A 22230-nucleotide genomic window follows, 5' to 3' on the forward strand; every position below is an offset into this window, starting at 1 on the left:
TGGCCACGAACCTGCAGGCAGCCATGAACGAAATCGACGAACAGTTGCGCCCCCTGATCCCCAGGCTCAGGCGCTTTGCCCTGTCCCTGAGCCGCAATGCCAGCAGCGCCGACGACCTGGTCCAGTCCTGCCTGGAGCGGGCGTTGTCGAGCTGGAGCGATAAACGCCCGGCGGGGGATTTACGGGCCTGGCTGTTCGCCATCCTGTACCGCCAGTTCCTCGATGCCCACCGCCGCTCCCGGCGCTACGCACGCATGCTCGAGTTTTTTCGCGGCCGCGACGACGCCCAGCCTTCAGTGGAGCGCACGGTGATCGCCCAGTCGACCCTGGCCGCCTTCGACCAACTCAACACTGAACAACGCGCCCTGCTGCTCTGGGTCTCGGTGGAAGGCTTGAGCTACCAGGAAGTCGCCGACATCCTCCAAGTGCCCATCGGCACGGTGATGTCACGCCTGTCCCGCGCCCGCCAAGCCTTGCGCCAACTCAGCGACGGCGAAATCACCCGCCCCGCCTTGCGGAGACTCAAATGATCAGCCTGCCCCCCAGCGAACACGACCTGCATGCTTACGTCGACCATCGACTTGACGAGGCCGACCGACGCCTGCTGGACACCTACCTGGCCGCTCACCCGGAACTGGCCGCCCAGGTCCAGGGCTGGCAACGCGACGCTCAGCAACTGCGAGCGGCCCTGGCCGGGGCCTTGCAACAGCCGACCAACCCACAACTGGACCCCACACAGCTGCGCCAACGCCGGCAACGCCAATCCCGGCGCTACCTGGCCAGCGCGGCGGTGCTGCTGCTCGCCGTCAGCCTGGGTGGTTTCAGCGGCTGGCAGGCCCGGGGGCTGACCCAGGCCGGCGCCGTGCCACCCATGACCGATGCCCTGCAGGCCTATCGCCTGTTCGCCCAGCAGCAGATCCTTCCGGCCGACCTCAAGGTGCAGGACGACGACGCCATGCAGGCCTGGCTCGACCGCTATTTCAGCCAGGCCAAGCGCCTGCCGGACCTGCAAGAGGCTGGCTTCAAAGCCGTCAGCGGGCGCTTGCTGAGTACCGAACAAGGGCCTGCGGCGATGGTGCTGTATGAAGGCCCCAGCGGCGACAAAATCAGCTTCTATATCCGCCCGCCTGGCCCGCAGAACAACCTGCTGCCACGGGGCAGCCGCCGGGACGGCGAGTTGCAGGCCGATTACTGGTCTGACAGCGGCTACAACTACGCGATGGTCAGCCCGGCCGATTCGCCGGTGGCCAAGAAGCTGCAGCGCACCTTGAAGTTCTGAACCCGGCTGCCCTCGCCGGGGCCTTAGAAGCCCACGTCCAGCACCACGTTATCCAAGTAGGTGCCCGCAGGTGGCGTGGCCTGGTCGGTGTAGATCCGCGCGTTGTAGTTGAAGACCTGGCTGCCGTTGCCCAAGCCATTGCCTGGGAACACTTCAGCGTCGCTACTGGCGCGACGGGCACTGCCGACGCTGCCCCAGCGGGTGGTGCCGGCACTCTTGAAGATGTCGTAGGCCAGGTAATTGCCGCTGGCCACCATGCGCCGGCGCCCGCCCACACTCACCGGGTTCTGGCCGTCACTCAGGCCCACGGTGTAGGCGCTGCCCTTGGTGCAGTTGAGGCTGATAGTCTGCCCGGTGACCGTGGCAAAGGCGCTGACCACCGGGGCGCTGCCAAAACTGATGTTGGGCGCGGTGATCAAACAATCATTGGACACGGTCATGTTCACCGTAAGGTTCTGAGTGCCACTGCTGACGTCCCGTCCCAGGCACACCCCCAGGGCGCCGATCCCCGAGCAATAGTTCCAGTTCCAGAAGATGCTCAGGTTCTCGGTGTAGACCCCCGCCGCCACATTGCTGCCGGTAATCGAGCCCATATAGATGGGGATGGTCTTGGCCACCGTGCTGCTGCCCAACAGGCCCAGCAGGTCGATGATCGAGTTGCGCGCAAAGTCGAACGGGGTGCCCCGGGTAATCGGATAACTGGTGCTGTTGTTGGCGTACAGGGTGTAGCCGATCACATCGCCGGTGGGCCCGACCAGGCCGCTGGTGGTGGAACTGATGGTGGCGTAGAAGTGGTCGTTGGTGGTCAGCAGGCTCAGCAGCGAACCGGTGCAGCTCAACCCGGCATTGGTGGTGGAGGCTGGTTGCGAAGTGCTGCGCACCAGCATCGAACTGACCGTACCGAAGTTCGCCGAGGTCGTGCTCACCGTGGTGCACAAGGCCTGGGCCTCGGCCGCCAGGACCATCGCCGAGAGCCCCAACGCTGCGTGTCGCCATCCTTTGAACCTGTTCACGTTTCACTCTCCTTGCACGTGGTGTAACCCTGACTACTGGCAGACCAGCGGGCCGATCAACGGCACCTGCTGCTGTTCCAGGTCCATGTCGAACTGCACCCGGCACTGCTGGTCGTCGCCCAGGCTCACCACCAGGCTGTTGTGCGCCGCCAGGTTTTCCAGGTAGACCAAGCCGTCCCAACCGACCACCGTGCGCACCCCGCTCTGCTCATGGGTGACGGTGCTGCCCAGGGGCAACTCCCGTTGTTGGGCATCCACCAGCACCACGCTGGCGGCGATCACTCGGGTCAGGGGAAATTCCAGCAGGTAACCGCTGCCACGGCGCACAGCCACCCGCTGCTCGACATTCGGGCTGCGCACGTTGGCCGGCAGGTTGAGCGGGTCGATTTCGTATTTGCCCCGGTAATAGGCGCTGCTCCAGGGCACCAGCAAGTGGCCGTTCTTGTCGGTCTGGCCCACCCATTGGTTTTCGTAGCGCACAGGGATGTCTTTGTAACCATCGGTGCTGACCACCACAAAGGCATCGTCGATACGGTTGGCGGCGAACACTTGGCGGTCCATCCACACCAGCGAACCGCTGGCATCGGCCCAACGGGTCTCGGCGTCGCGGGTGCCGTAGACGCCGGCCTGCAGGCGCACCGATTGCAAGCGCCAGGTCAGGTCGGCCTGGTGATAATCAGCGCCGTCGCCCGTGGCGTAACCGAGGTTGTAGCCCACCCCGCCCTCGATCGGCACCGACCGGCTGAAGTTGACCCGCTGGCGGTTTTCCCCACTCTTGCTGCGTTCGTTACCCAGGCTCAGGCTGCCGTGCAGATCGAACGGGATCACCAGTTGCGCCTGCATGGCCCACTGGCTTTCACCGATTTGGCGGTTAGCCGACAGGTAGAAGCTGCTGTTGTGCCACAGCGGCTTGCTCCAGGTCAGGTTCACCAGCCGGGTGCGGCTCGAATCGGCGGCGCGCACATCGAAATAACCGGCGCCCAGGCTGCCGTAACTGTCCAGGCTGAGGCTCAGGGTCAGTTGCTCACTGCGCTGGCTGAGGCTGGTGTAGGCGCTGTCGACCACCGTCAGGTCGGCGTATTGATCGCGGCGCTGCATGCGCTGATAGGCCACGCTGTAGCGCTGGCTGCTGTACTGGTAGCCAATGCTGAATTGCTGCCCACTGCTGCCGTCGAAGCGGCTCTGGCTGAAGGCCGTATTGAGCACGCCAAAGTTGCCCAGCCGCAGGTTGCCCCCCAGCCCGCCCAGGGTCAGGGCGTCCGACGCTTCGGCGTGGCCTTCCAGGGTCAGGTTGTCGCTGAGGCCATAGCGCAGGCTGCCGGAGGTCACGCCCGGGCCATAACCGAAATCCCGCAGGGTGTAGTCGCGGCGCAAGTTGCCAGCGGCCACCGAAAAATCCGTCAGGCCCTTCTGCAACAAGGTGCTGGTGACGTAGAACGGCACCGTGGTCGAGACCTGCCGCCCCAGAGCGTCAGTGGTCACGACCACGGCCTCCCCCGCGCCGTTGATAAAAGGGATATTGGTCAGGGTGTAGGGGCCTGGCTGCAACTCGGCGCTACTGGACTTGTAGCCATTGATAAACAGGTCCACCGAGGACGGCACCGCCGCCTCCCCGGCAAACTGCGGCAAGGGGTACGTCACCAGGTCCGGGCGCACGCCAAAATCCCGCGACAGCTGCACACCGCCCAGGCGCACCGAGCTGCTCCAGGGCAAGGCACCGCTGACCAGGTCGCCGGCCTCGTAGGTCAGCAGGCGCTCGTCGTCGGAATAGCGCCACGTGGTGTCGTAGCGCTGGTAACCATTGTTCAGGGAAGCCCCCTCGATGCCGGACAGGGTCTGCCGGTACTGCCCGGTGTTGGATAAGGTGCCCCAACTGTCGAACAGCCGGACCTCATTCCAGGCCGCCAGGTAGGTGCCACCGTTATCGGTGTCATTGAGGTACAGGTCGTAGTTGAGCAACGCCCCGAAACTGCTGAGGGCCGGGGTTCGCGGGTAAGCCTGGCGGTTGCCGATAAACTGCTCCGGCAGCCAGTCCGGTGGCACCTCCAAAAGCAGGCGCTGCCCCTGGCTGTCGTACTCACTGTGCAGGCCCTGGAGGTTGTCCAGACCGACTTCGGCGCCCAGCCCTTCCGGAAGCTTCATGCCGCTGTCGCGCAGGGTCTGCACCGGCAGGAACAACTGCCCCGCTCGCTGCTCCACCGCCACCACCCGTCCTGTGTTCATCTGATTGATCACCAGCTCCAGAAACAACTGCGCATCGGCGACCGACTCCAGGCTGCTGGGCGGTGGAGGCAATTCGCCAGCCTGGAGCGGTTGGGCCAGCAGCAAGCCCCACAGGCCGGCCAGCAGGCCTTGCAAGTGCCGAAAACGACGAGCCGAATCCTGGCTCATGACGGGTCCAAGTCCATCTATGGACATCTCCATCCCAAGGCGCGTGCGTCAACCCGCTCGCATCCGCCTTTGTCACTCCCAAACAGGCGCCTTAGCGTTGATGCCGCCACCGGCGGCAATCAGCCCGCCGATCACGGCGAAGGCGGCAAGCTCTGCACCTGTGGCGCACCGTTGACCCGTAGCTGCAGGTTCGGCTCGCCCACCAGGGTTTCAGGCGCCGGCCAGCGCATCACCGCCCCAGGCAACACATACCCCAACAACCCCTGGGCCAACGGCCGGGTCTGCCCGCCCTGCTGGAAGGCGACATCGGTGAGTCGCGCATGCACCGCCCCCTGGTTGCGCAGTTCGAAAAACGCCTTGCCGTCCACCGCCACCTTGCGCCAGCTCAACTGCGGCACGCCGGCGCTCTTGGGGTCGCGCTGGCGGGTGGTGTCGGCCTTGCTCCAGAGCCCCGCGCCATAGGCAAACAACGGCACCGAGTAACGCATCTGGAAGCGAATGGCCGCGGCACTCTTGGCGTCCCCTTCCGGGGTAATGGGCTTGGCCGAGGGAATCTCGTCGATGATGATCCGGTACGCCAACTCCTGCCCGGGGGGCACCTCACGGGTCCGGGTCAAACGCACCAGTTGCCGTTGGCCGGGTTCAATCTTTGCCACCGGTGGGCTGCCAATGATGTCGCGCTGGTTCTGGTACTGATCGGCAAAGCCGCTCTGGCTCCAGCCAAACACGCGGATCTGCAAGTTGGCGGTCTCGGTGCCGCGGTTTTCCAGCCATAAGGCACTGGCCTGCTGATCGGCCTCCAGCACCGGGTCGATCGGCCAAATCAGTACCGAGCTGGCCGCCTGGGCCGTGGAGGCTCCCAGCGCCAACGCCAGCAGTGCCCCATAACCCAGGGTCCACAGGCCTCGCAAAGGTAAATGCATACGACTACTCCTTGTTTGCCTGCCGGCTTGTTATTGAATCGCCCCATCACCACGACAGCTGCACCTGCAGCACATCGCTATAAGTCCCCCCAGGCTGATTGCCCGGCAACTGCACCTGTCCGTAAATCGGCAGGCTGATGTTATTGGCATCGCTGTAAGCCACCGCCACGCTTTGGCTGATGCCCAGGCTCTGGCTGTAGGCCGCATCCCGATACAACTGGTACGCCACCCGTGCCGTGCCGCTATTGAGCTGCATGTGCCGCCCACTGCTGTTGTACTGCCCGCCGTCGACGGTCATGTTCAGGGTCACCCCTGGCGTGCACTGCAACTGCACCCCCCCGGCCAGCGCCACTATCACCGTGCTGGTGGACAGCGCCGATTGGCTGCCGAACGCCAGGCTGCCGTAGTTGCTGACACCGCCCACCACCAGGCACCCAGCGGTGATGGTGGCGCTGACCTGGAAGCTCTGGCTGGTGGCCGCCGAAATCCAGGTCGGCCAGGCTCCTGCACAGATCAGCGCCAGCAGCACACCAGCGTGGCGGGCCATGGCATCAGAAGGTCAGTTGGACCGACACCGTGTCGGTGTAGGTCCCCGCCGGCAACCCCGCCTTGCCCACCGCCTGGCCATAGAGGTTCACGGTCTGCGCCACCCCGGTGCTCGGCGCCAGGTTGATCACCCCGTTGATCGCCACGATCTGCGAATGCCCGGAGTCGGTGTACAGGTCGTAAGGCACGTAGTTGGCCACGCCGTCGAACAGCGCACGGGTGCCGCCGGTGGACTTGCCGTCGTTGCTGCCGCCCTGGATGGTCAGCGACGGTGACGTGCCACTGGAGCACAGAATCGACAGCGCACCGCCACCGCCGCCCAGCACTTGGCCAGTGGCGGTGGTGAACAGCGAGTTGGCGGTGCCGAAGTTCAAGGCCCCGAAGTTCAAGCCTGTGCTACCGCCCACTCCGTTGACCTGGCAACTGCTGGTGAGGATCAGCGTCGAACTGATCTGCCCGGTGACCGTGGTGGCGGCGTTGGCTGTGGAGGCCATGGCCAAGCCCAATACTGACCAGCCAATCCTGGATACAAGCGCGTGCATGATGTGTGTCCTCTTGTGATTTACCAATCCAGCGTGATGGTCAGGGTGTCGGTGTAGACCCCTGCCGGAATCGCGCGGGTATTCACGACCACCGAGCCAAACACCGGAATGGGGATCCGGCGACCACTGCTCACTGCGAAATTGCGTTGCTGGCCGATGCTGTAGCTGTCGCTACCGGAAGCATCGACGAACAAGTGATAGGGAATGGTCTGGCGGCCGTTGCTCAAGCGTCGGGTCGTGCCGTCGCCGTTGAGGCCGCCATTGATGGTCACGGTGAAGCCGGTGACCGAGGAGTTGCAGGCAACCTGCACCTGGCTTTCGCTGCCGCTGCTGAGGTTGGCATTGATGGGATTGACCCAGGTCGGGCCCTGCTGGCCAAAGTTGAGCATGCCCAGGTCGGTGATCGGGCTGCCGGACGCGTTGTCGCCACTGGTCACCTGGCAACTGGCCGTGATCACCAGGCGCGCCTGGATCTGCCCATCGACTGCAGCCTGCGCGGTATCCACCGACAGCCACAGCCACCCGAGGGCGAGCATCGTCCAGGTCTTGCTGTTCAAAGCACCCATCCCAGTTCCATCAGGACTCCCACACGAACCGCCCACGATGAACGGTTTTCCTTGGCCTGCCCGGTTCCACCGCGGCAGCATTCACGACCTTGGCCTTACCAGGTCAGGGTCACTTTCAATACATCGGAATAGCCACCGGCCCGAGGGATCTCGGCCAGGGGTTCAATACGCCCGTACAACGGCAAATCCACCGTACCGGAATCCGGCACCCGCCCACTGACCGGCACATTCACCGGCAGCGGAATGCGCCGGGCCGGGTCCTGGTAGAGGCGATAGGGGATGGGTTTGCTCGACGACTGGTTGCTGGCCAGGTAACGCACCTCACCGACGCCACCATGCAGGCCGCCGTCGATGCGCATTTGATAAGGGGTGTCGGGGTTGCATTCCAGGCGTGGCTGGCGGTCACTGGCCAGCGCTGCGCCCAAGGGGCCTGCGGGCTCGTCCAGGCGCGCGGTGCTGCCGAAATCCAGGGTACCGAGCTGCTCGATACCCGCCTCGCGCTGTTGACCGACCAGTTGGCAGCCACGCATCACGTCGACCCGGACTTGCACCTGCAAATCCGCGGCCCCCGCCGTTGCGCTGAGCAAGGCGCTCATGACTGCCCACCCCTTACATCCATTCAAGGCCCCAATCCCTATGAGAAACATTTGCAGAAATCAGGTTAGCAACCCTGATGAAAACCGCCAGTTAGCGCCTTAATCTGACGAATTAAAGGAAAAATCCAGCAAGTGCTGGCCACCCTGAACGTCAGAGATCACTGGCCCGCGGCTTTTCTATTGGTTAAATTGTCACGCCGCTTTCAAGGTGAGCGGCCTGGAATAATTGGGGTAACCACCATTGGCCGCTTTCCCGCCAAAACCTGCACAGGTTCAATCACGCTGGCGCCGCCTGCTCGGCAAGGTTGCGCGCCGCCCGAGCGGCTCCGGTCGAGTGATCCACGACTACTTTCGCCACAAGGCCCAGGACCAGGGGTACACCCTGAGCCACAGCCAGATGCGAGTGATCGAATGCATGGCCCAGCAGGCCGACGCCCTGCTACAAGGCCAGCGCACAATCCAGAGCCTGTACCTGTATGGCGCCGTTGGCCGGGGCAAGAGCTGGTTGCTGGACGGCTTCTTTCGCGCCCTGCCCATTGCGCAGAAACAGCGCCTGCACTTTCACGACTTCTTCGCCCAACTGCACCAAGGCATGTTCCGCCATCGCCAGGCAACAGACGCCCTGGCGGCGACCCTCGATGAGCTGCTGCACGACTGCCGGGTCCTGTGTTTCGACGAGTTTCACGTCCATGACATCGGCGACGCGATGCTGATCACCCGCCTGTTCAAGGCCCTGTTCCAACGCGGCATCCTGCTGCTGGTGACCTCCAACTACGCCCCCGAGGGGCTGCTGCCCAACCCGCTGTATCACGCGCGCTTCAAGCCGGTGATCGACCTGATCAACGCGCGCATGCAGGTGATGGAAGTCGGCGGCCCCCATGACTACCGCAGCCAGGCCCGCTCCCACAACCAGCAACTCTTTACCCAGGGCCAGTACGTTTGGCCGGGCAGCGCGGCCCAGCGCAGCGCCTTGCAGCTGCCGGAGCGCCACGCCCCCGCCCTAGCCCTGGAGGTCGGTGCCCGGCAATTACGGGCCCGCCAGTGCGAGCAGCGCAGCATTCGTTTCGAGTTCGCCGACCTGTGCGAACAACCCACCGCGGTGATGGATTACCTGGAACTGAGCCGGCGCTTTGACACCTGGATCATCGACGAACTGCCCGCCCTGGACGACTGCCCCATTGCCACCCAGCAACGTTTTATCAACCTGATCGACGTGCTCTACGACCAGGACAAACACCTGGTGCTGATCAGCGAACTGCCCCTGCGGGAAAGCCTCGGCGGCGATGCCATTGACCTGGCGCGCACCCGCAGCCGCCTGGGCCAGCTACGGGAAGTCGGCCCGCAGACGTCGATCGGCTGAGCACGCGCCCGCCCCAGCCGTTATCATGCGGCCCTTTGCGGGCCCCGCCCGCCCCTGACGAGTGCTGACGCGTTGACCGACACCCTTGCCCAATTGCGAGCCGGCCAGTTGACCGGGCTCAAGCGCCTGGACCTGTCCTGCGGGCTGACGCAGTTCCCGCGAGAAATCTTCGACCTCGCCGACTCCCTGGAAGTACTCAATCTGAGCGGCAATGCCCTGAGCAGCCTGCCCGATGACCTGCATCGCCTGCCGCACCTGCGGATCCTGTTCTGCTCCGACAACCGTTTTACCGAACTGCCCGCCTGCCTGGGCCAATGTGCACAGTTGAGCATGATCGGCTTCAAGGCCAACCAGATCGAACGGGTGCCCGCCGAAGCCCTGCCGCCGTTACTGCGCTGGCTGATCCTGACCGACAACCGACTCAGCGAACTGCCAGAGGAGTTGGGCCGGCGCCCACTGCTGCAAAAACTCATGCTTTCCGGCAACCGCCTGAGTGCCCTGCCCCAGAGCCTGAGCCAGTGCCACCGCCTGGAGCTGCTGCGGATCGCCGCCAACCAGTTGCGGGCACTGCCGCCGTTTCTCCTGGCCCTGCCACGCCTGACGTGGCTGGCCTACGCGGGCAACCCACTGGAATCAGAGGCGGGTACCGAGGCTCTGGCGTCCACCGCCTGTATCGCCTGGTCCGAACTGACCCTGCAGCAGCGTTTGGGCGAAGGTGCATCCGGGGTGATTTACCAGGCCCAGTGGCAACCGGCGCAGCAGCCCGCGCGCCCGGTGGCGGTCAAGCTGTACAAGGGTGAAATGACCAGCGACGGCTCGCCGTTGCATGAAATGAACGCCTGCGTCAGCGCTGGGCTGCACCCGAACCTGATTCGGGTCGAGGGCCGTATTGCCGATCACCCCGACGGACAAAACGGCCTGGTGATGCAGTTGATCGACCCCAGCTATCGCAACCTGGCGGGGCTGCCGAGCCTGGACTCCTGCTCCCGGGACATCTACCCGGCCGACGCACGCTACAACGCCGAGGTGATACTGCGCATGGCCGGTGGCGTCGCCTCGGTGGGTGCCCACTTGCACGCACAGGGCATCACCCACGGCGATCTTTACGGCCATAACCTGTTGTGGAATGAACAGGGCGACTGCCTGTTGGGGGATTTCGGCGCGGCCGCTTTCCATGCCCAGGACGACTCCGTACAAACCCGTGCGCTGCAACGCCTGGAAGTGCGCGCCTTCGGCATCTTGCTGGAGGAGTTGCTGGAACGTGGGGATGGGTCGCTGGCCGAGGAGCGGCAGAAAAAGCTGCAGGCGCTGGTGGAGCAATGCTGTCAGCCGGAGGTGCTGGCACGACCGGATTTTGTGCAAGTGGCGCGGGGGTTGGCGGCGCTCTAACAGCTTCACCGGCAAGCTGACTCCTACAGCGGTGTGCAGGAGCGGGCTTGCTGGCGAATTTCGGTCTTAACCGGCCAGGCCGACGAACATGTCTTGCACGTCGTCGTGGTTGTCCAGGCCTTCGAGGAAGGCTTCGACTTCGGCCATCTGCTCATCGGTCAGGCCGCTGACCGGGTTCTTCGGCTGGTAGCCGAGCTTGGCCGACAACACGGTAAAGCCCTGCTCAGGCAATGCCTTCTGCACCGCGTCGAGGTCCGCAGGCTCGGTCAGGAACAGGGTCGCGCCCTCTTCACCCGGCTCGAAATCCTGGGCACCGGCTTCGATGGCGGCCAGTTCCGGATCGGCGTCCGGGGTGTCTGGCGAGGCTTCGATCATGCCCACATGGTTGAAATCCCAGGACACCGAACCCGAAGCGCCCAGTTGGCCCTTGCGGAACGCCACGCGGATTTCCGCCACGGTACGGTTGATGTTGTCAGTCACACATTCAACGATCAGCGGCACCTGATGGGGGGCAAAACCTTCATAGGTCACGCGATGGTATTGCACGGTCTCACCGAGCTGGCCCGAACCTTTCTTGATCGCCCGTTCCAGGGTTTCACGGGGCATCGAGGCTTTTTTCGCCTGCTCGACCACCAGCCGCAAGTGGGCGTTGGTGGCGGTGTCTGCGCCGTTGCGTGCAGCAATGGTGATCTCTTTCACCAACTTGCCGAAGATCTTGCCCTTGGCGTTGGCTGCTGCTTCTTTGTGTTTAACCTTCCACTGTGCGCCCATTACTCACTCTCTTGATCTATGGCGTCGAGTTAGATGTTGGCCGACGCGATGGGCAAGTTTATACGTCCTCAGGGCACCAATCGACCAAAAAGTCAGCCCTTGTCATGCAGGAGCCGGCTTGCCGGCGATGGTGGTCCTGCGGGCGCTATCGCTGGCAAGCCCACGCCTACGTGGGTGAAGGGGCCAGGGCCAGGAAGGCTTGGATCAGCCGCAGGTCTCGGCGCCGTTCGATGCAACCCATCATGTGTTGGTTGAGCAAACCCTCCCCGCGAATCGGCACGGCGCGGACCCGCGGGTCGTGGCTGACCTCCGCCGACGAGACGATGCCCACCCCCAACTCGGCCGCCACCGCCTCGGTCACCGCCTCGCGGCTGTCCAGTTCCAGCAGGACCCGGGGCTGGACCTTGGCCAGTGCGCAGGCGCCATCGAACGTGCGCCGGGTAATGGAACTGGGCTCGCGCAGGACCATGATCACCTGGTCCAGTTGCTCGATGGCAATGCCCCCCGGTTCGGCCAGCCACTCATGCCCCAGAGGCACCAGGGCGCAGATCCGCGACGCTCCCAGGCTTTGCAGATGCAGGCCCTTGCGTGGCTCCACTTCAGTCAACACCGCCACATCGGCGTGCTCGGACAGCAGCGCCGCCAGGGTTTCCTGGGCATTGCCCAAGCGCAGGTTGACGGTTACCCCAGGGTAAAGCGCCCGCAGCCTGGCCAGCATCGGCATGACCAGGTGCGGGCCGTCCGCTGCCACTTCCAGGCGCCCGGTGAGCAATTGCCGGTTGGCTTCCAGCAACGCCTGGGCCTCTTCCGCCAGGCCGAACATGGCCCGGGTAATGGCCGCCAGCTTGATGCCCTCCTCGGTCAGTTCCACACGTCGCGCAGTGCGCCGCAACAAGGTGATCTGGTAGTGCTCTTCCAACGCCTTGATGTGCCCGGTCACCGCCGGCTGGCTGATAAACAGCCGTGCGGCGGCCCGGGTGAAGCTGCCTTCACGGGCCACGGCATCGAACGCCCGGAGTTGGAACAGGTTCATAGCTATCGGCCTCACTTATGATTGGCATAACAATAAACAATTTGATTGATATAAACGCAAACTGCAACGTATGCCTCGTAGCTTCAGCCCATCCCTTGCGAGGACACAGCATGCGTACCACCGCGCCCATCCTGCTTACACCCGGCCCCTTGACCACCTCTGCCCGCACCCGTCAGGCGATGATGGTGGATTGGGGCTCTTGGGATGAGCGCTTCAACCAACTGACCGCCAGCCTCTGCGAACAATTGCTGGCCATCGCCAACGCCGCCGACAGCCACCACTGCGTGCCCTTGCAAGGCAGCGGCACCTTCGCTGTGGAGGCCGCCATCGGCACTCTGGTGCCCCGGGACGGCAAAGTCCTGGTACTGATCAACGGTGCCTACGGCAAGCGTCTGGCGAAAATCTGCGAGGTATTGGGTCGCGCCTGCTGCACATTCGAAACCGCCGAAGACCAGCCCACCAGCGCCGCCGATGTCGACCGCCTGCTGGGCGCCGATGGGACGATCAGCCACGTGGCGCTGATCCATTGCGAAACCAGCACCGGCATCCTCAACCCCCTGGCGGAGATCGCCGAAGTTGTCGCCCGCCACGGCAAACGCCTGATCATCGACGCCATGAGTGCCTTCGGCGCCTTGCCCATCGACGCGCAAAAAGTCCCTTTCGACGCCTTGATCGCCGCCTCCGGCAAGTGCCTGGAGGGGGTGCCGGGCATGGGCTTCATCTTGGCCCGCCAAGACGCGCTGGCCCAGGCGGCTGGGCGCTCTCACTCCTTGGCCATGGACCTGCATGACCAACACAACTATATGGCCAGGACCGGCCAATGGCGCTTCACCCCGCCCACCCATGTGGTGGCTGCACTGCACGAAGCTCTTTTACAACACGCCGAAGAAGGCGGTTTGGCGGCGCGCCACCAACGCTACGCCGACAACTGCCAGGCCCTGCTCGACGCCATGAGCGGCCTGGGTTTTCGCAGCTTCCTGCCGGCCGCGATCCAGGCCCCGATCATCGTCACCTTCCACGCCCCGCGCGACCCGCACTACCAATTCAAACCCTTCTACGAACGGGTCAAGGCCAAGGGTTTCATCCTCTACCCGGGCAAGCTGACCGAAGTCGACACCTTCCGGGTCGGCTGCATTGGCCACGTGACCCAGGCCGAGATGCTCGCGGCCGTCAACGCCATCGCCGAAGCCCTGGACGAACTGCAAGTCATCGACATTTGAGCCATCCCAAGCCCCGTCGTCGCTGATGCCTCAGCGATCCGGGCCTGCTCCCCATTGATTGCCACGGGCCTGCCCGGCCCCCAACAGGATTTTCGCCATGAACTACAACACCCCCCGACAACTGCAAGCCGCCATCCTCGACTGGGCCGGCACCGTGGTCGACTTCGGGTCCTTCGCCCCAACCCAGATCTTTGTCGAGGCCTTCGGCGAATTCGATGTCCAGGTGTCCATCGAGGAAGCCCGGGGGCCGATGGGCATGGGCAAATGGGACCACATCCGCACCCTGTGCAACCTGCCGGCAGTGGCCGAGCGTTATCGCCAGGCGTTCGGCCGCACGCCCACCGATGACGACGTGACCGCGATCTATGAGCGCTTCATGCCGCTGCAAATCGAAAAAATCGCCGAGCACTCGGCACTGATCCCCGGTGCCCTGGAGACCATCGCCCACCTGCGTGAACAAGGGATCAAGATCGGCTCCTGCTCCGGCTACCCCAAACAGGTGATGGACAACGTAGTGGAATTGGCGGCCCGCAACGGCTACACCGCCGACCATGTGGTGGCCACCGATGAAGTGCCCAACGGCCGCCCATGGCCGGCCCAGGCCCTGGCCAACGTCATCGCCCTGGGCATCGACGATGTCGCCGCCTGCGTGAAAATCGACGACACCGTGCCGGGCATCCTCGAAGGGCGCCGCGCGGGGATGTGGACCGTCGCCCTGACCTGCTCGGGCAACGCCCTGGGACTGAACTACGAAGACTTCCGCGCCCTGGACAGCGAGGCCTTGGCCAGCGAGCGTCGACGCATCCACGGGTTGTTCGCCGGTTCGCGCCCGCACTACCTGATCGACACCATCAGCGACCTGTCCGAGGTGATCAGCGATATCAACCGGCGCCTGGCCCAGGGCGAGATGCCCCAGGGCAACTGATCCAGCAGGCCATAACAGCCACCAGGGCGGTGCCTTCCGGGCCCGCCGTTTTTTTATCGAAAGCCCCCTGAAACGGGGACCGAACACGCGGATAAAAGCCTGACCCACCTCAGGCAAATCGGGCAAAACAGGATTACAGTTAAAGCACTCCGTCGTCCAAGAACGGAGGTCACCGACCTGATGACTGAGGATGTCCCGTATGCCCTGGAAAAACTCCGACACGCGCTACAGCAGCGTGTCGATCGCCCTGCATTGGCTGATGGTGGTGCTACTGGCGGTGGTATACGCCTGCATCGAATTACGCGGCATCTTCCCCAAGGGCAGCGGCGGCCGGACCCTGATCAAGGAAGCCCACTTCATGCTCGGCCTGACGGTGTTCCTGCTGGTCTGGTTGCGCCTGTTCGCCCGCAGCCTGGGGGTGGCTCCGAAAATCCTGCCCACGCCGCCTGACTGGCAACAGTGGCTGGCCAAGCTGATGCACTGGGCGCTGTACCTGTTCATGATCGGCATGCCGATACTCGGCTGGCTGATCACCAGTGCCGAAGGCCATCAGGTGATGTTCTACGGCATCGACCTGCCGCTGTTGATCGGCGAGGACAAATCACTGGCCAAGCAGATCGAAGGCTGGCACGTACTGGGCGGCACCATCGGCTACTGGCTGATTGGCCTGCATGCCCTGGCCGGGCTTTATCACCACTACTTTATGCGCGACAACACCCTGCAACGCATGCTGCCCAAGCGCAGCTAGTCCCGGGCCGGCAAACCCAGACCCCGGCGGCCTTGAAGGCCGCCGGTATGGACGAAGACCAGGCGTGTTCCGGCCACAAAGCGGCCCAGCTGAACCTGCTGCTGCAGCGCCAGCAAGGCCTTGCCCGTGTAGAGGGGCTCCAGGGGCATGCCGCTCTGCGCCTCGGTCTGGGCGATGAATTCGAGCAGATCCGGATCGACCTTGGCAAAACCGCCACGGCTGCTGTCGAACATTTCATAGCGCGGCATCAGGCCATTGCCCTGCTGCACAATCGCCGCCACCTGCTGCGCCACCCCGTGGTCATCCGGCACCGCCAGGGCGCCATACACCGGATGGGCCCCGGCTTCGGCCAAGACCAGCCCCGCCAGGGTGGTGCCAGTGCCGGCGGCCAGCCACCAGCCGTGATAATCGTCCCAGCCCAGCGCCACCAATTGCTCGCGCACCTGATTCAGCAGTGGCCGGCAACCTAGGGCCCCGAGCAAGCCGCCGCCGCCTTCGGGCACCGCTTGCCACTGCGGGTACTGCGCCTGCCACGGCGCCCAGAAATCCGGCGCGTGCCGGGCGCGATAACCGCCATAGCCCAGCCAATACAGGCGCATGCCAAAGCGCTGCAGGTCCTGCACGGTGGGCGTGTCCTGCTCATGACCGCGCAGCAGGCCGGCGGTGGCAAAGCCAAACCGTTGGCCGGCAGCCGCCAGGGCATGCAAATGGTTGGAATGGGCACCGCCCAGGCTGATGACGCCCTGGGCCCCGGCACGCCGAGCGGCGGCCAAATGCTCGGTCAGCTTGAACCACTTGTTACCGGAGATCAGCGGGTCGATCAGGTCCAGGCGTAGCACCGCCACCTCGACACCGGCCTGGCTCAGCCAATCCAGTTGCAAGCGTTGCAATGGGGCGCTGGGCAACCAATCAAAGGCGTCGGGAATGGGCATCGTTCAGAGGTCCGCAAGCACAGGGCCGGGCAGTCTAACAGCGCGGGCGAAGCGGCCAAACACCCGCTGCAGCCAGGCTGTGGCCCAGCGTCAGCGCAAAAAAAAGGCCAGGCTGCATGGGCCTGGCCTCTGCCGTAAACGGCTTTTACAACGCGGCGGCCAGGCGCGACCCCTGGTTGATGGCACGCTTGGCGTCGAGTTCCGCCGCCACATCGGCGCCACCGATCAGGTGCACATTCTGCCCGGCAGCCAACAGGCCTTCCTGCAGCTCCCGCAGCGGATCCTGGCCGGCGCAGATCACGATGTTGTCCACCGCCAGCACCTGGGGCTCACCGTTTTCGCCGATATGGATATGCAGGCCAGCGTCGTCGATCTTCAGGTACTCGACACTGTTGAGCATCTGCACCTGCTTGTTCTTCAACCCGGTACGGTGAATCCAGCCAGTGGTCTTGCCCAGGCCGTCGCCGACCTTGGAGGTCTTGCGCTGCAACAGGAACACCTGACGCGCCGGCGATGGGGTTCAGCCTTGATCCCGGCCACACCGCCACGGGCTTCCAGCTGGCAATCGATGCCCCACTCTTTCCAGAACGCCTCGCGGTCCTGACTGGTGGCCACGCCCTGGTGCACCAGGAACTCGGAGACGTCGAAGCCGATGCCGCCCGCACCAATCACCGCCACGCTGGCCCCCACCGGCTTGCGTTGCAGCAGCACGTCCAGGTAGCTCAGGACCTTGGCATGCTCCACCCCCGGGATCGCCGGGGTGCGCGGGGCAATGCCCGTGGCCAGGATGATTTCGTCGTAACCGCCCGCCACCAACTGCGCCACATCGACCCGGGTATTCAGGCACAGCTCGACATGGCTGGTTTGCAGCTTGCGTTTGAAGTAGCGCAGGGTTTCAAAGAACTCTTCCTTGCCCGGCACACGCTTGGCAACGTTGAACTGGCCACCGATCTCGCTGGCCGAGTCGAACAGCGTCACTTGGTGCCCGCGCTCGGCCGCCACCGTCGCGGCGGACAGGCCCGCCGGGCCGGCACCGACCACGGCAATCTTCTTGATCTGCTGCACCGGCAGGTAGTTGAGTTCGGTTTCGTGGCAGGCCCGTGGGTTGACCAGGCAACTGGTGAGCTTGCCGCCGAAGGTGTGGTCCAGGCAGGCCTGGTTGCAGCCGATGCACGTGTTGATCTCATCGCCACGGCCTTCAGCGGCCTTGTTGACGAACTCCGGATCGGCGAGGAACGGCCGCGCCATGGACACCATGTCGGCATCGCCCTCGGCGAGGATCTGCTCGGCCACTTCCGGGGTGTTGATGCGGTTGGTGGTGATCAGGGGAATCCCGACTTCGCCCCGCAGCTTGGCCGTGACCTTGCTGAACGCGGCCCTGGGCACCTTGGTGGCGATGGTCGGGATACGTGCTTCATGCCAGCCGATGCCGGTATTGATAAGGGTGGCGCCGGCCTGCTCGATGGCCTTGGCCAGGAGTACGATCTCGTCCCAGGTGCTGCCGCCTTCCACCAGGTCGAGCATCGACAGACGGAAGATGATGATGAAGTTCGGGCCCACCGCCTCGCGCACCCGGCGGACGATTTCCACCGGCAGGCGCATGCGGTTCTCGTAGCTGCCGCCCCAGCGGTCAGTGCGGTGGTTGGTGTGAGCGGCAAGGAACTGGTTAATGAAATAACCCTCGGAGCCCATGATTTCCACGCCGTCGTATTCGGCCTTCTGCGCCAGGCTGGAACAGCTGACAAAGTCACGGATCTGCTTCTCGATACCCTCTTCGTCCAGCTCCTTGGGCTTGAACGGGTTGATCGGCGCCTGGATCGCGCTCGGCGCCACCTGCTTGGGGCTGTAGGCATAACGCCCGGCGTGGAGGATCTGCATGCAGATCTTGCCGCCGGCCTCGTGCACCGCACGGGTAACGATGCGGTGTTGCAGCGCCTCGTCCTCGGTGGTCAGCTTGGCGGCGCCGGAGTACACACCGCCCTCCTCGTTGGGGCCGATACCGCCGGTGACCATCAGGCCCACGCCGCCGCGGGCACGCTCGGCGAAGTAGGCAGCCATGCGCTCGAAACCACCGGGTTTCTCTTCCAGCCCGGTGTGCATGGAGCCCATCAGGGTGCGGTTGCGCAGGGTGGTGAAACCCAGGTCCAGCGGGGCCAACAAGTGCGGGTAAGGTGCGGCAGCCATGGTGTTACTCCACATCAAGCAATCACGGAAAGTGCGGAAGCTCTGCGGCCTCCATCAGTCATGCTCGACAGCCTAAGAGCCGGGCACCCAGCGCTCAATGACCGTAACTGACAACTTATTGATCCAAATGCGCAGCAACCCTTGGCAAGCGCCAACGCGCGCCCTACCCTAGTCGACGAATCCTGCACCTGGCCGCTGACTGTCTCCCCATGCGCAAACTTCTGTACTGCACCTTGACCCTGGCCCTGCTCGCCGCCCTGACCAGCTACGGGCTGTGGACCCGGGACCGCCCCGAGGCCCATTACCTGTCGGACCTGCGCATCAACCTGGCGCTGGACCAAGGCATCCCCGCCGACCACGGCAACCTGCTGGGCATCCAGCCCGAGCTGTTCCCCACTGATTACCAAAGCCCCGAGCGCCTGCGGCGCAAGCTGGCGGCCTACCTGCAGCAAGCCCGCGAACAGGGCCTGCTGAATGAAAAAACCATCGTCGTCCTGCCGGAACACGTCGGCACCTGGTTGATGGTCAGCGGCGAGAAAAACGAGCTGTACCAGGCGGCCAACCTCAAAGAGGCGATGAACTGGCTGGCGGTGAGCAATCCCCTGCGCTTCCTGCGGGCGCTGATCACCGCCAAGGGCGACAGCCGGGTGGACGACGCGCACCTACGGATGAAAGCCAAGAAAATGGCCAAGGACTATCAGCAGCTGTTCGGCGGGCTGGCCAAGGAGTTTCGCGTGACCCTGGTGGCCGGCTCCATCGTCCTGCCAGAGCCGGTGGTCAACCAGGGCCAACTGCAGATCGGCAGTGGTGCGCTGTACAACAGTACCCTGGTGTTCGACCGTGACGGGCTGCCCATCGGCCAGCCCCAGCGCCAGCTTTACCCGACCTTCGACGAGCGCGGGTTTATCCGCCCCGACACCGAGCAATCCCTGCAAGTCGTCGACACCCCGGCCGGGCGCCTGGGCGTACTGATCGGCAGCGACAGCTGGTACCCGGACAACTACCGCAAGCTCAATGACCAAGGGGCACAACTGGTGGCCGTACCGGCCTTCGTCCTCGGGCGCGAGGTGTGGGACCAGCCTTGGCGCGGCTACAAGAACGCCTCCAGCCCCGATGAAGTCAGCCTCAAGCCAGGGGAAGTCAGCGAGGGCGAAGCCTGGCATCGCCTGACCCTCACCAGCCGCGTACCCAGCAGCCTGGCCACGGCCGGGGTCAGCGTGTTCCTGCGCGGCCAGTTCTGGGACCAGGGCAGTGCCGGCCAGGGCTTTATCAACAGCAACGGGCAGACCTACGCCGACGGCAACGCCCGTGGCGCGCGCTTGCTGAATATCTGGTTATAGGCCATGAAGCCACAGCCGATGCGCCTGGGCGATTTATCGGTGGGCTTCGTCCACAGCCTGGCCGACGCTGTGCGTAGCCATGGTATCGACCCCCTGCCCTTGCTGGATCAATACGGGCTGGATGGGGCGCGCCTAGGGGAAGCCGGGGCGCGCTTGTCGATCCCCCGTTACATGCGCCTGGGCCACGGCGCGATTCAACTCACCGGCGACCCGGCCCTGGGCCTGCGCATGGGCCGCCTCAGCCGCCTTAGTCAGGCCGGGCTCGCTGGGGTCACCGCCGCCCAGGCGCCCACGGTGCGCGAAGCGGCACGTTGCCTGACCCGTTTCGAAGCCTTGTACGGCTCCAATTACCGGGGCCAGTCGAGTTTTCACGAAGACGCCGAAGGTGCCTGGCTGCGCTTTTATTCCATCAGCCCGTACAACGCCTACAACCGCTTTGTGGTGGATTCCATCCTCGCTGGCTGGCTGCAACAGCTCTCCAGCCTGAGCCCACAGCCCATCGCCGCCGAACGCATCGACATCGAATTCCAGGCGCCGGATTATTACGAGGCCTACAACGTGCTGGGCCAGTGCCCGATTCAGTTTGGCGCCGAGCAGAACCAGGTGCGCCTGAGCCTGGCGAGCCTGGCCCAGCGCAACCCCGAACACTGCCCGAGCACCTGGCGCCACCTGCTGCAACTCTGTGAGCGAGAACTGGAGCAACTGACCCGCACCCGCAGCCTGCGCGAACGCATCATTCAGTTGCTGGGGCCTTTGCTCAATGGTGGCCGGGAACCAGACCTGGAAGAAGTGGCGGCACGCCTGAAACTGCCGACCTGGACTTTGCGTCGCAAGCTGGCCGAGGAAGGCACACAATTTCGGGCGGTGCTCAACGACACGCGGCGCGACCTGGCAATGACCTACATTCGAGACACCGAACTGGCGTTCGGAGAGATTGCCTACTTGCTGGGGTTTGCCTCAGCCGAGGCCTTTCAACGCGCCTTCAAGCGCTGGACCGGCCAGACTCCTGGTGAGTTTCGACGCAGCCACCGGCAATCGGCCTAAAAAAAACGCCACCGGCGTTAAAGCTCGGTGGCGTCGTCTGCGGGTTCCAGCGGGTCCAATTCGAACGCCTGGTACTCCAGTAACTCTTCTTGATAGTCGTCCATTGCATCGTCCTTTTAAATCGAATGAATAATCCTGTTTTTGTTGACCTGCACCTTCAGCATAAAGTGCCAAGGTGACAGAAAAAATATGCGCCAAAAACGGCTGGCCTTACAACTGAAAACGTCGTTCCAGACAGAAAATTTAACAAAGTCGATATTAATGCAATTGCAATCATTGCAATTGCAATTATATTTGCTCTTCCGCTAGGGTGAGCGCCTCGGATTTTCAGACGGCGCCCCCATGACTGCCTCCATCCCTTCCCGACTCAACACCACCCGCACCGGCCAGGCTGCCCTGGCCTGCATCGAGACCCTGCAAGCAGCAAAGCGCGAACCCGGTTCGCCGTTATTCACGGTCATGGAGATTGCCAACACCCTGGAGTTGGACCGGCGTGTGGCCAACCAGGCCTGGGTCATCCGCAACCACGGCGAGGCAGGCCCAACCACCCGCATCAGTGCCTGGCCGCTGTGGTTTTCCCGGGACCGCAGCGAGAAGCCGCTGCTGTACCTGCACAGTGCCAGTTCTTCGGCTCAGCTCTGCGCCCTGGCGGCGGAAGCCACGCGCCGGGGCATTTTATGCAACGCCAGCGAAACCCTGACCTCGCCCTGGCCCAAAGGGGCCGAGCCTTCGCTGCCGTTGTGGCTGGCCAGTAACCCCGAGTGCCTGCCCTTCGACCCGGCGTCCGGCGACGAGGCCCGGGCGATTGTGCTGGAGGCGTTGCAGGCGCTGTATGTGGAGGGTCGCCCGGGGTTCTATTACCTGGCCCTGCATGATCGCCACAACGGCCCGGCCCTGGACGAACAACAACGTCGCGCGGCCTTGAAGGGCATGTACCAGGTGGCCCGATACGGCCCTGCAGACAGCACCTGCCAGGTACGCTTGCTGGGTGCCGGGCAAGCCTTTGCCGAAGTGCGGGAAGCGGCCCTCTTGCTGGCTGAAGAATGGGGCGTGGCGGTGCAGCTGTGGAGTTGCCCGAGCTACACGCGACTGGCCAGGGAAGCGGCCAGTGCCGAGCGCTGGAACCGCTTGCATCCGTGCCTCGACAAGCGCGACAGCCACCTGTTGCGCTGCCTGGGAGACAGCCGAGCGCCGGTGCTGGCGGTGACCGGCTACGGGCAAAGTGTGGCGGATCAGCTCAGGAGGTTTGTGCAGTCATCCTTTAGCGCCATCGGTGCCGACTCCCTGGGTGGGAGCACCGACCCGCGTCAAGGCGCTGCGCCCCAACGCCACTGGATCAGCGTGCTGGCCCTCAAGGCTCTGGCTGATGAACAATGCCTGCCCCAGGTGACAGTGGAGCAAGCGCTGCAGCGTTACCGCCTCGGATGA

Annotated in this window: 20 protein-coding genes and 1 pseudogene; 10 read left to right on the forward strand and 11 right to left on the reverse strand. The window is 64.2% G+C overall.

What is annotated here, in order from left to right; translation table 11 throughout:
- Window positions 1-23: 23 nt before the first annotated feature.
- Window positions 24-530, forward strand: coding sequence for a sigma-70 family RNA polymerase sigma factor (locus tag M1B34_RS07925; RefSeq protein ID WP_268264809.1), 507 nt, complete (start codon window positions 24-26; stop codon window positions 528-530).
- Window positions 527-1279 carry an anti-sigma factor family protein gene (locus M1B34_RS07930; protein ID WP_268264810.1) on the forward strand — a complete coding sequence of 251 codons (753 nt, stop codon included), beginning with the start codon at window positions 527-529 and terminating at the stop codon, window positions 1277-1279. The genes M1B34_RS07925 and M1B34_RS07930 overlap by 4 nt, the downstream gene beginning before the upstream one ends.
- 23 nt (window positions 1280-1302) lie before the next feature.
- On the opposite strand, the gene M1B34_RS07935 is transcribed toward M1B34_RS07930, so the two are convergent.
- The 7 genes from M1B34_RS07935 to M1B34_RS07965 form a co-directional block, all read right to left on the reverse strand.
- Complete coding sequence (locus M1B34_RS07935; RefSeq protein WP_123335425.1) at window positions 1303-2244, reverse strand: Csu type fimbrial protein; 942 nt, start codon at window positions 2242-2244, stop codon at window positions 1303-1305.
- Window positions 2245-2325: 81 nt separating this feature from the next.
- Window positions 2326-4683 carry a fimbria/pilus outer membrane usher protein gene (locus tag M1B34_RS07940; RefSeq protein WP_268264811.1) on the reverse strand — a complete coding sequence of 786 codons (2358 nt, stop codon included), beginning with the start codon at window positions 4681-4683 and terminating at the stop codon, window positions 2326-2328.
- A 131-nt stretch (window positions 4684-4814) separates the two neighbouring features.
- Complete coding sequence (locus M1B34_RS07945; RefSeq protein ID WP_268264812.1) at window positions 4815-5606, reverse strand: fimbrial biogenesis chaperone; 792 nt, start codon at window positions 5604-5606, stop codon at window positions 4815-4817.
- Between the two features lie 46 nt (window positions 5607-5652).
- Window positions 5653-6153: a Csu type fimbrial protein gene (locus M1B34_RS07950; RefSeq protein ID WP_268264813.1), complete on the reverse strand. Its 501-nt coding sequence runs from the start codon at window positions 6151-6153 to the stop codon at window positions 5653-5655.
- Between the two features lie 4 nt (window positions 6154-6157).
- Entirely contained in the window at window positions 6158-6694 is a 537-nt protein-coding gene (locus M1B34_RS07955; protein ID WP_123335419.1) for a Csu type fimbrial protein, read from the reverse strand.
- Window positions 6695-6714: 20 nt separating this feature from the next.
- On the reverse strand, window positions 6715-7251 hold the full coding sequence (locus M1B34_RS07960) for a Csu type fimbrial protein (protein WP_268264830.1): 537 nt from the start codon (window positions 7249-7251) through the stop codon (window positions 6715-6717).
- A gap of 104 nt (window positions 7252-7355) precedes the next feature.
- Window positions 7356-7856, reverse strand: coding sequence for a Csu type fimbrial protein (locus tag M1B34_RS07965; RefSeq protein ID WP_185039363.1), 501 nt, complete (start codon window positions 7854-7856; stop codon window positions 7356-7358).
- Between the two features lie 241 nt (window positions 7857-8097).
- On the opposite strand from M1B34_RS07965, the gene zapE reads away from it, so the two are divergent.
- Together zapE and M1B34_RS07975 are read left to right on the forward strand one after the other, a co-directional pair.
- Window positions 8098-9216 carry a cell division protein ZapE gene (gene zapE, locus M1B34_RS07970; RefSeq protein ID WP_268262491.1) on the forward strand — a complete coding sequence of 373 codons (1119 nt, stop codon included), beginning with the start codon at window positions 8098-8100 and terminating at the stop codon, window positions 9214-9216.
- Between the two features lie 72 nt (window positions 9217-9288).
- On the forward strand, window positions 9289-10605 hold the full coding sequence (locus tag M1B34_RS07975; RefSeq protein WP_268264814.1) for a leucine-rich repeat-containing protein kinase family protein: 1317 nt from the start codon (window positions 9289-9291) through the stop codon (window positions 10603-10605).
- 66 nt (window positions 10606-10671) lie between these two features.
- Here M1B34_RS07975 and M1B34_RS07980 read toward each other — a convergent pair whose 3' ends face one another.
- Together M1B34_RS07980 and M1B34_RS07985 are read right to left on the reverse strand one after the other, a co-directional pair.
- Window positions 10672-11376 (reverse strand): YebC/PmpR family DNA-binding transcriptional regulator, encoded by a 705-nt coding sequence (locus tag M1B34_RS07980; RefSeq protein ID WP_123335412.1) that lies wholly within the window; start codon window positions 11374-11376, stop codon window positions 10672-10674.
- 166 nt (window positions 11377-11542) lie between these two features.
- The gene (locus tag M1B34_RS07985) at window positions 11543-12409 is read right to left on the reverse strand and encodes a LysR substrate-binding domain-containing protein (RefSeq protein WP_123335411.1); all 867 of its coding nucleotides are present in this window, start codon (window positions 12407-12409) and stop codon (window positions 11543-11545) included.
- 110 nt (window positions 12410-12519) lie between these two features.
- Here M1B34_RS07985 and M1B34_RS07990 point away from each other — a divergent pair, with 110 nt between their 5' ends.
- From M1B34_RS07990 to M1B34_RS08000, 3 genes are all read left to right on the forward strand, one after another.
- A complete protein-coding gene (locus M1B34_RS07990; protein WP_268264815.1) occupies window positions 12520-13629 on the forward strand; it encodes a 2-aminoethylphosphonate--pyruvate transaminase in 1110 nt (369 codons plus the stop codon).
- Between the two features lie 97 nt (window positions 13630-13726).
- Entirely contained in the window at window positions 13727-14554 is an 828-nt protein-coding gene (phnX, locus tag M1B34_RS07995; RefSeq protein WP_268264816.1) for a phosphonoacetaldehyde hydrolase, read from the forward strand.
- Window positions 14555-14753: 199 nt separating this feature from the next.
- The gene (locus tag M1B34_RS08000) at window positions 14754-15302 is read left to right on the forward strand and encodes a cytochrome b (protein WP_123335405.1); all 549 of its coding nucleotides are present in this window, start codon (window positions 14754-14756) and stop codon (window positions 15300-15302) included.
- On the opposite strand, the gene M1B34_RS08005 is transcribed toward M1B34_RS08000, so the two are convergent.
- The gene (locus tag M1B34_RS08005) at window positions 15299-16234 is read right to left on the reverse strand and encodes a 1-aminocyclopropane-1-carboxylate deaminase/D-cysteine desulfhydrase (protein WP_268264817.1); all 936 of its coding nucleotides are present in this window, start codon (window positions 16232-16234) and stop codon (window positions 15299-15301) included. The two genes, M1B34_RS08000 and M1B34_RS08005, sit on opposite strands and share 4 nt — an antisense overlap.
- Window positions 16235-16379: 145 nt before the next feature.
- Window positions 16380-18418, reverse strand: a pseudogene (locus M1B34_RS08010) (oxidoreductase).
- 209 nt (window positions 18419-18627) lie between these two features.
- Here M1B34_RS08010 and M1B34_RS08015 point away from each other — a divergent pair.
- The 3 genes from M1B34_RS08015 (at window position 18628) to M1B34_RS08025 (ending at window position 22230) form a co-directional block, all read left to right on the forward strand.
- The gene (locus tag M1B34_RS08015; RefSeq protein WP_123335399.1) at window positions 18628-19758 is read left to right on the forward strand and encodes a carbon-nitrogen hydrolase family protein; all 1131 of its coding nucleotides are present in this window, start codon (window positions 18628-18630) and stop codon (window positions 19756-19758) included.
- A gap of 3 nt (window positions 19759-19761) precedes the next feature.
- Window positions 19762-20802 (forward strand): AraC family transcriptional regulator, encoded by a 1041-nt coding sequence (locus M1B34_RS08020; protein ID WP_268264818.1) that lies wholly within the window; start codon window positions 19762-19764, stop codon window positions 20800-20802.
- 342 nt (window positions 20803-21144) lie between these two features.
- Window positions 21145-22230, forward strand: coding sequence for a transketolase-like TK C-terminal-containing protein (locus M1B34_RS08025; RefSeq protein ID WP_268264819.1), 1086 nt, complete (start codon window positions 21145-21147; stop codon window positions 22228-22230).

The sequence above is a fragment of the Pseudomonas morbosilactucae genome (assembly GCF_023241715.1).
GTDB lineage: Bacteria > Pseudomonadota > Gammaproteobacteria > Pseudomonadales > Pseudomonadaceae > Aquipseudomonas > Aquipseudomonas morbosilactucae.

Excerpts from the sequence above, each read along its gene's own strand:
- M1B34_RS07925 (WP_268264809.1), top strand. The coding sequence starts at position 24 with ATGAACGAAATCGACGAACAGTTGCGCCCCCTGATCCCCAGGCTCAGG.
- M1B34_RS07930 (WP_268264810.1), top strand. The coding sequence starts at position 527 with ATGATCAGCCTGCCCCCCAGCGAACACGACCTGCATGCTTACGTCGAC.
- M1B34_RS07935 (WP_123335425.1), bottom strand. The coding sequence starts at position 2,244 with ATGGTCCTGGCGGCCGAGGCCCAGGCCTTGTGCACCACGGTGAGCACG.
- M1B34_RS07940 (WP_268264811.1), bottom strand. The coding sequence starts at position 4,683 with ATGAGCCAGGATTCGGCTCGTCGTTTTCGGCACTTGCAAGGCCTGCTG.
- M1B34_RS07945 (WP_268264812.1), bottom strand. The coding sequence starts at position 5,606 with ATGCATTTACCTTTGCGAGGCCTGTGGACCCTGGGTTATGGGGCACTG.
- M1B34_RS07950 (WP_268264813.1), bottom strand. The coding sequence starts at position 6,153 with ATGGCCCGCCACGCTGGTGTGCTGCTGGCGCTGATCTGTGCAGGAGCC.
- M1B34_RS07955 (WP_123335419.1), bottom strand. The coding sequence starts at position 6,694 with ATGCACGCGCTTGTATCCAGGATTGGCTGGTCAGTATTGGGCTTGGCC.
- M1B34_RS07965 (WP_185039363.1), bottom strand. The coding sequence starts at position 7,856 with ATGAGCGCCTTGCTCAGCGCAACGGCGGGGGCCGCGGATTTGCAGGTG.
- M1B34_RS07980 (WP_123335412.1), bottom strand. The coding sequence starts at position 11,376 with ATGGGCGCACAGTGGAAGGTTAAACACAAAGAAGCAGCAGCCAACGCC.
- M1B34_RS07985 (WP_123335411.1), bottom strand. The coding sequence starts at position 12,409 with ATGAACCTGTTCCAACTCCGGGCGTTCGATGCCGTGGCCCGTGAAGGC.
- M1B34_RS07990 (WP_268264815.1), top strand. The coding sequence starts at position 12,520 with ATGCGTACCACCGCGCCCATCCTGCTTACACCCGGCCCCTTGACCACC.
- phnX (WP_268264816.1), top strand. The coding sequence starts at position 13,727 with ATGAACTACAACACCCCCCGACAACTGCAAGCCGCCATCCTCGACTGG.
- M1B34_RS08000 (WP_123335405.1), top strand. The coding sequence starts at position 14,754 with ATGCCCTGGAAAAACTCCGACACGCGCTACAGCAGCGTGTCGATCGCC.
- M1B34_RS08005 (WP_268264817.1), bottom strand. The coding sequence starts at position 16,234 with ATGCCCATTCCCGACGCCTTTGATTGGTTGCCCAGCGCCCCATTGCAA.
- M1B34_RS08015 (WP_123335399.1), top strand. The coding sequence starts at position 18,628 with ATGCGCAAACTTCTGTACTGCACCTTGACCCTGGCCCTGCTCGCCGCC.
- M1B34_RS08020 (WP_268264818.1), top strand. The coding sequence starts at position 19,762 with ATGAAGCCACAGCCGATGCGCCTGGGCGATTTATCGGTGGGCTTCGTC.
- M1B34_RS08025 (WP_268264819.1), top strand. The coding sequence starts at position 21,145 with ATGACTGCCTCCATCCCTTCCCGACTCAACACCACCCGCACCGGCCAG.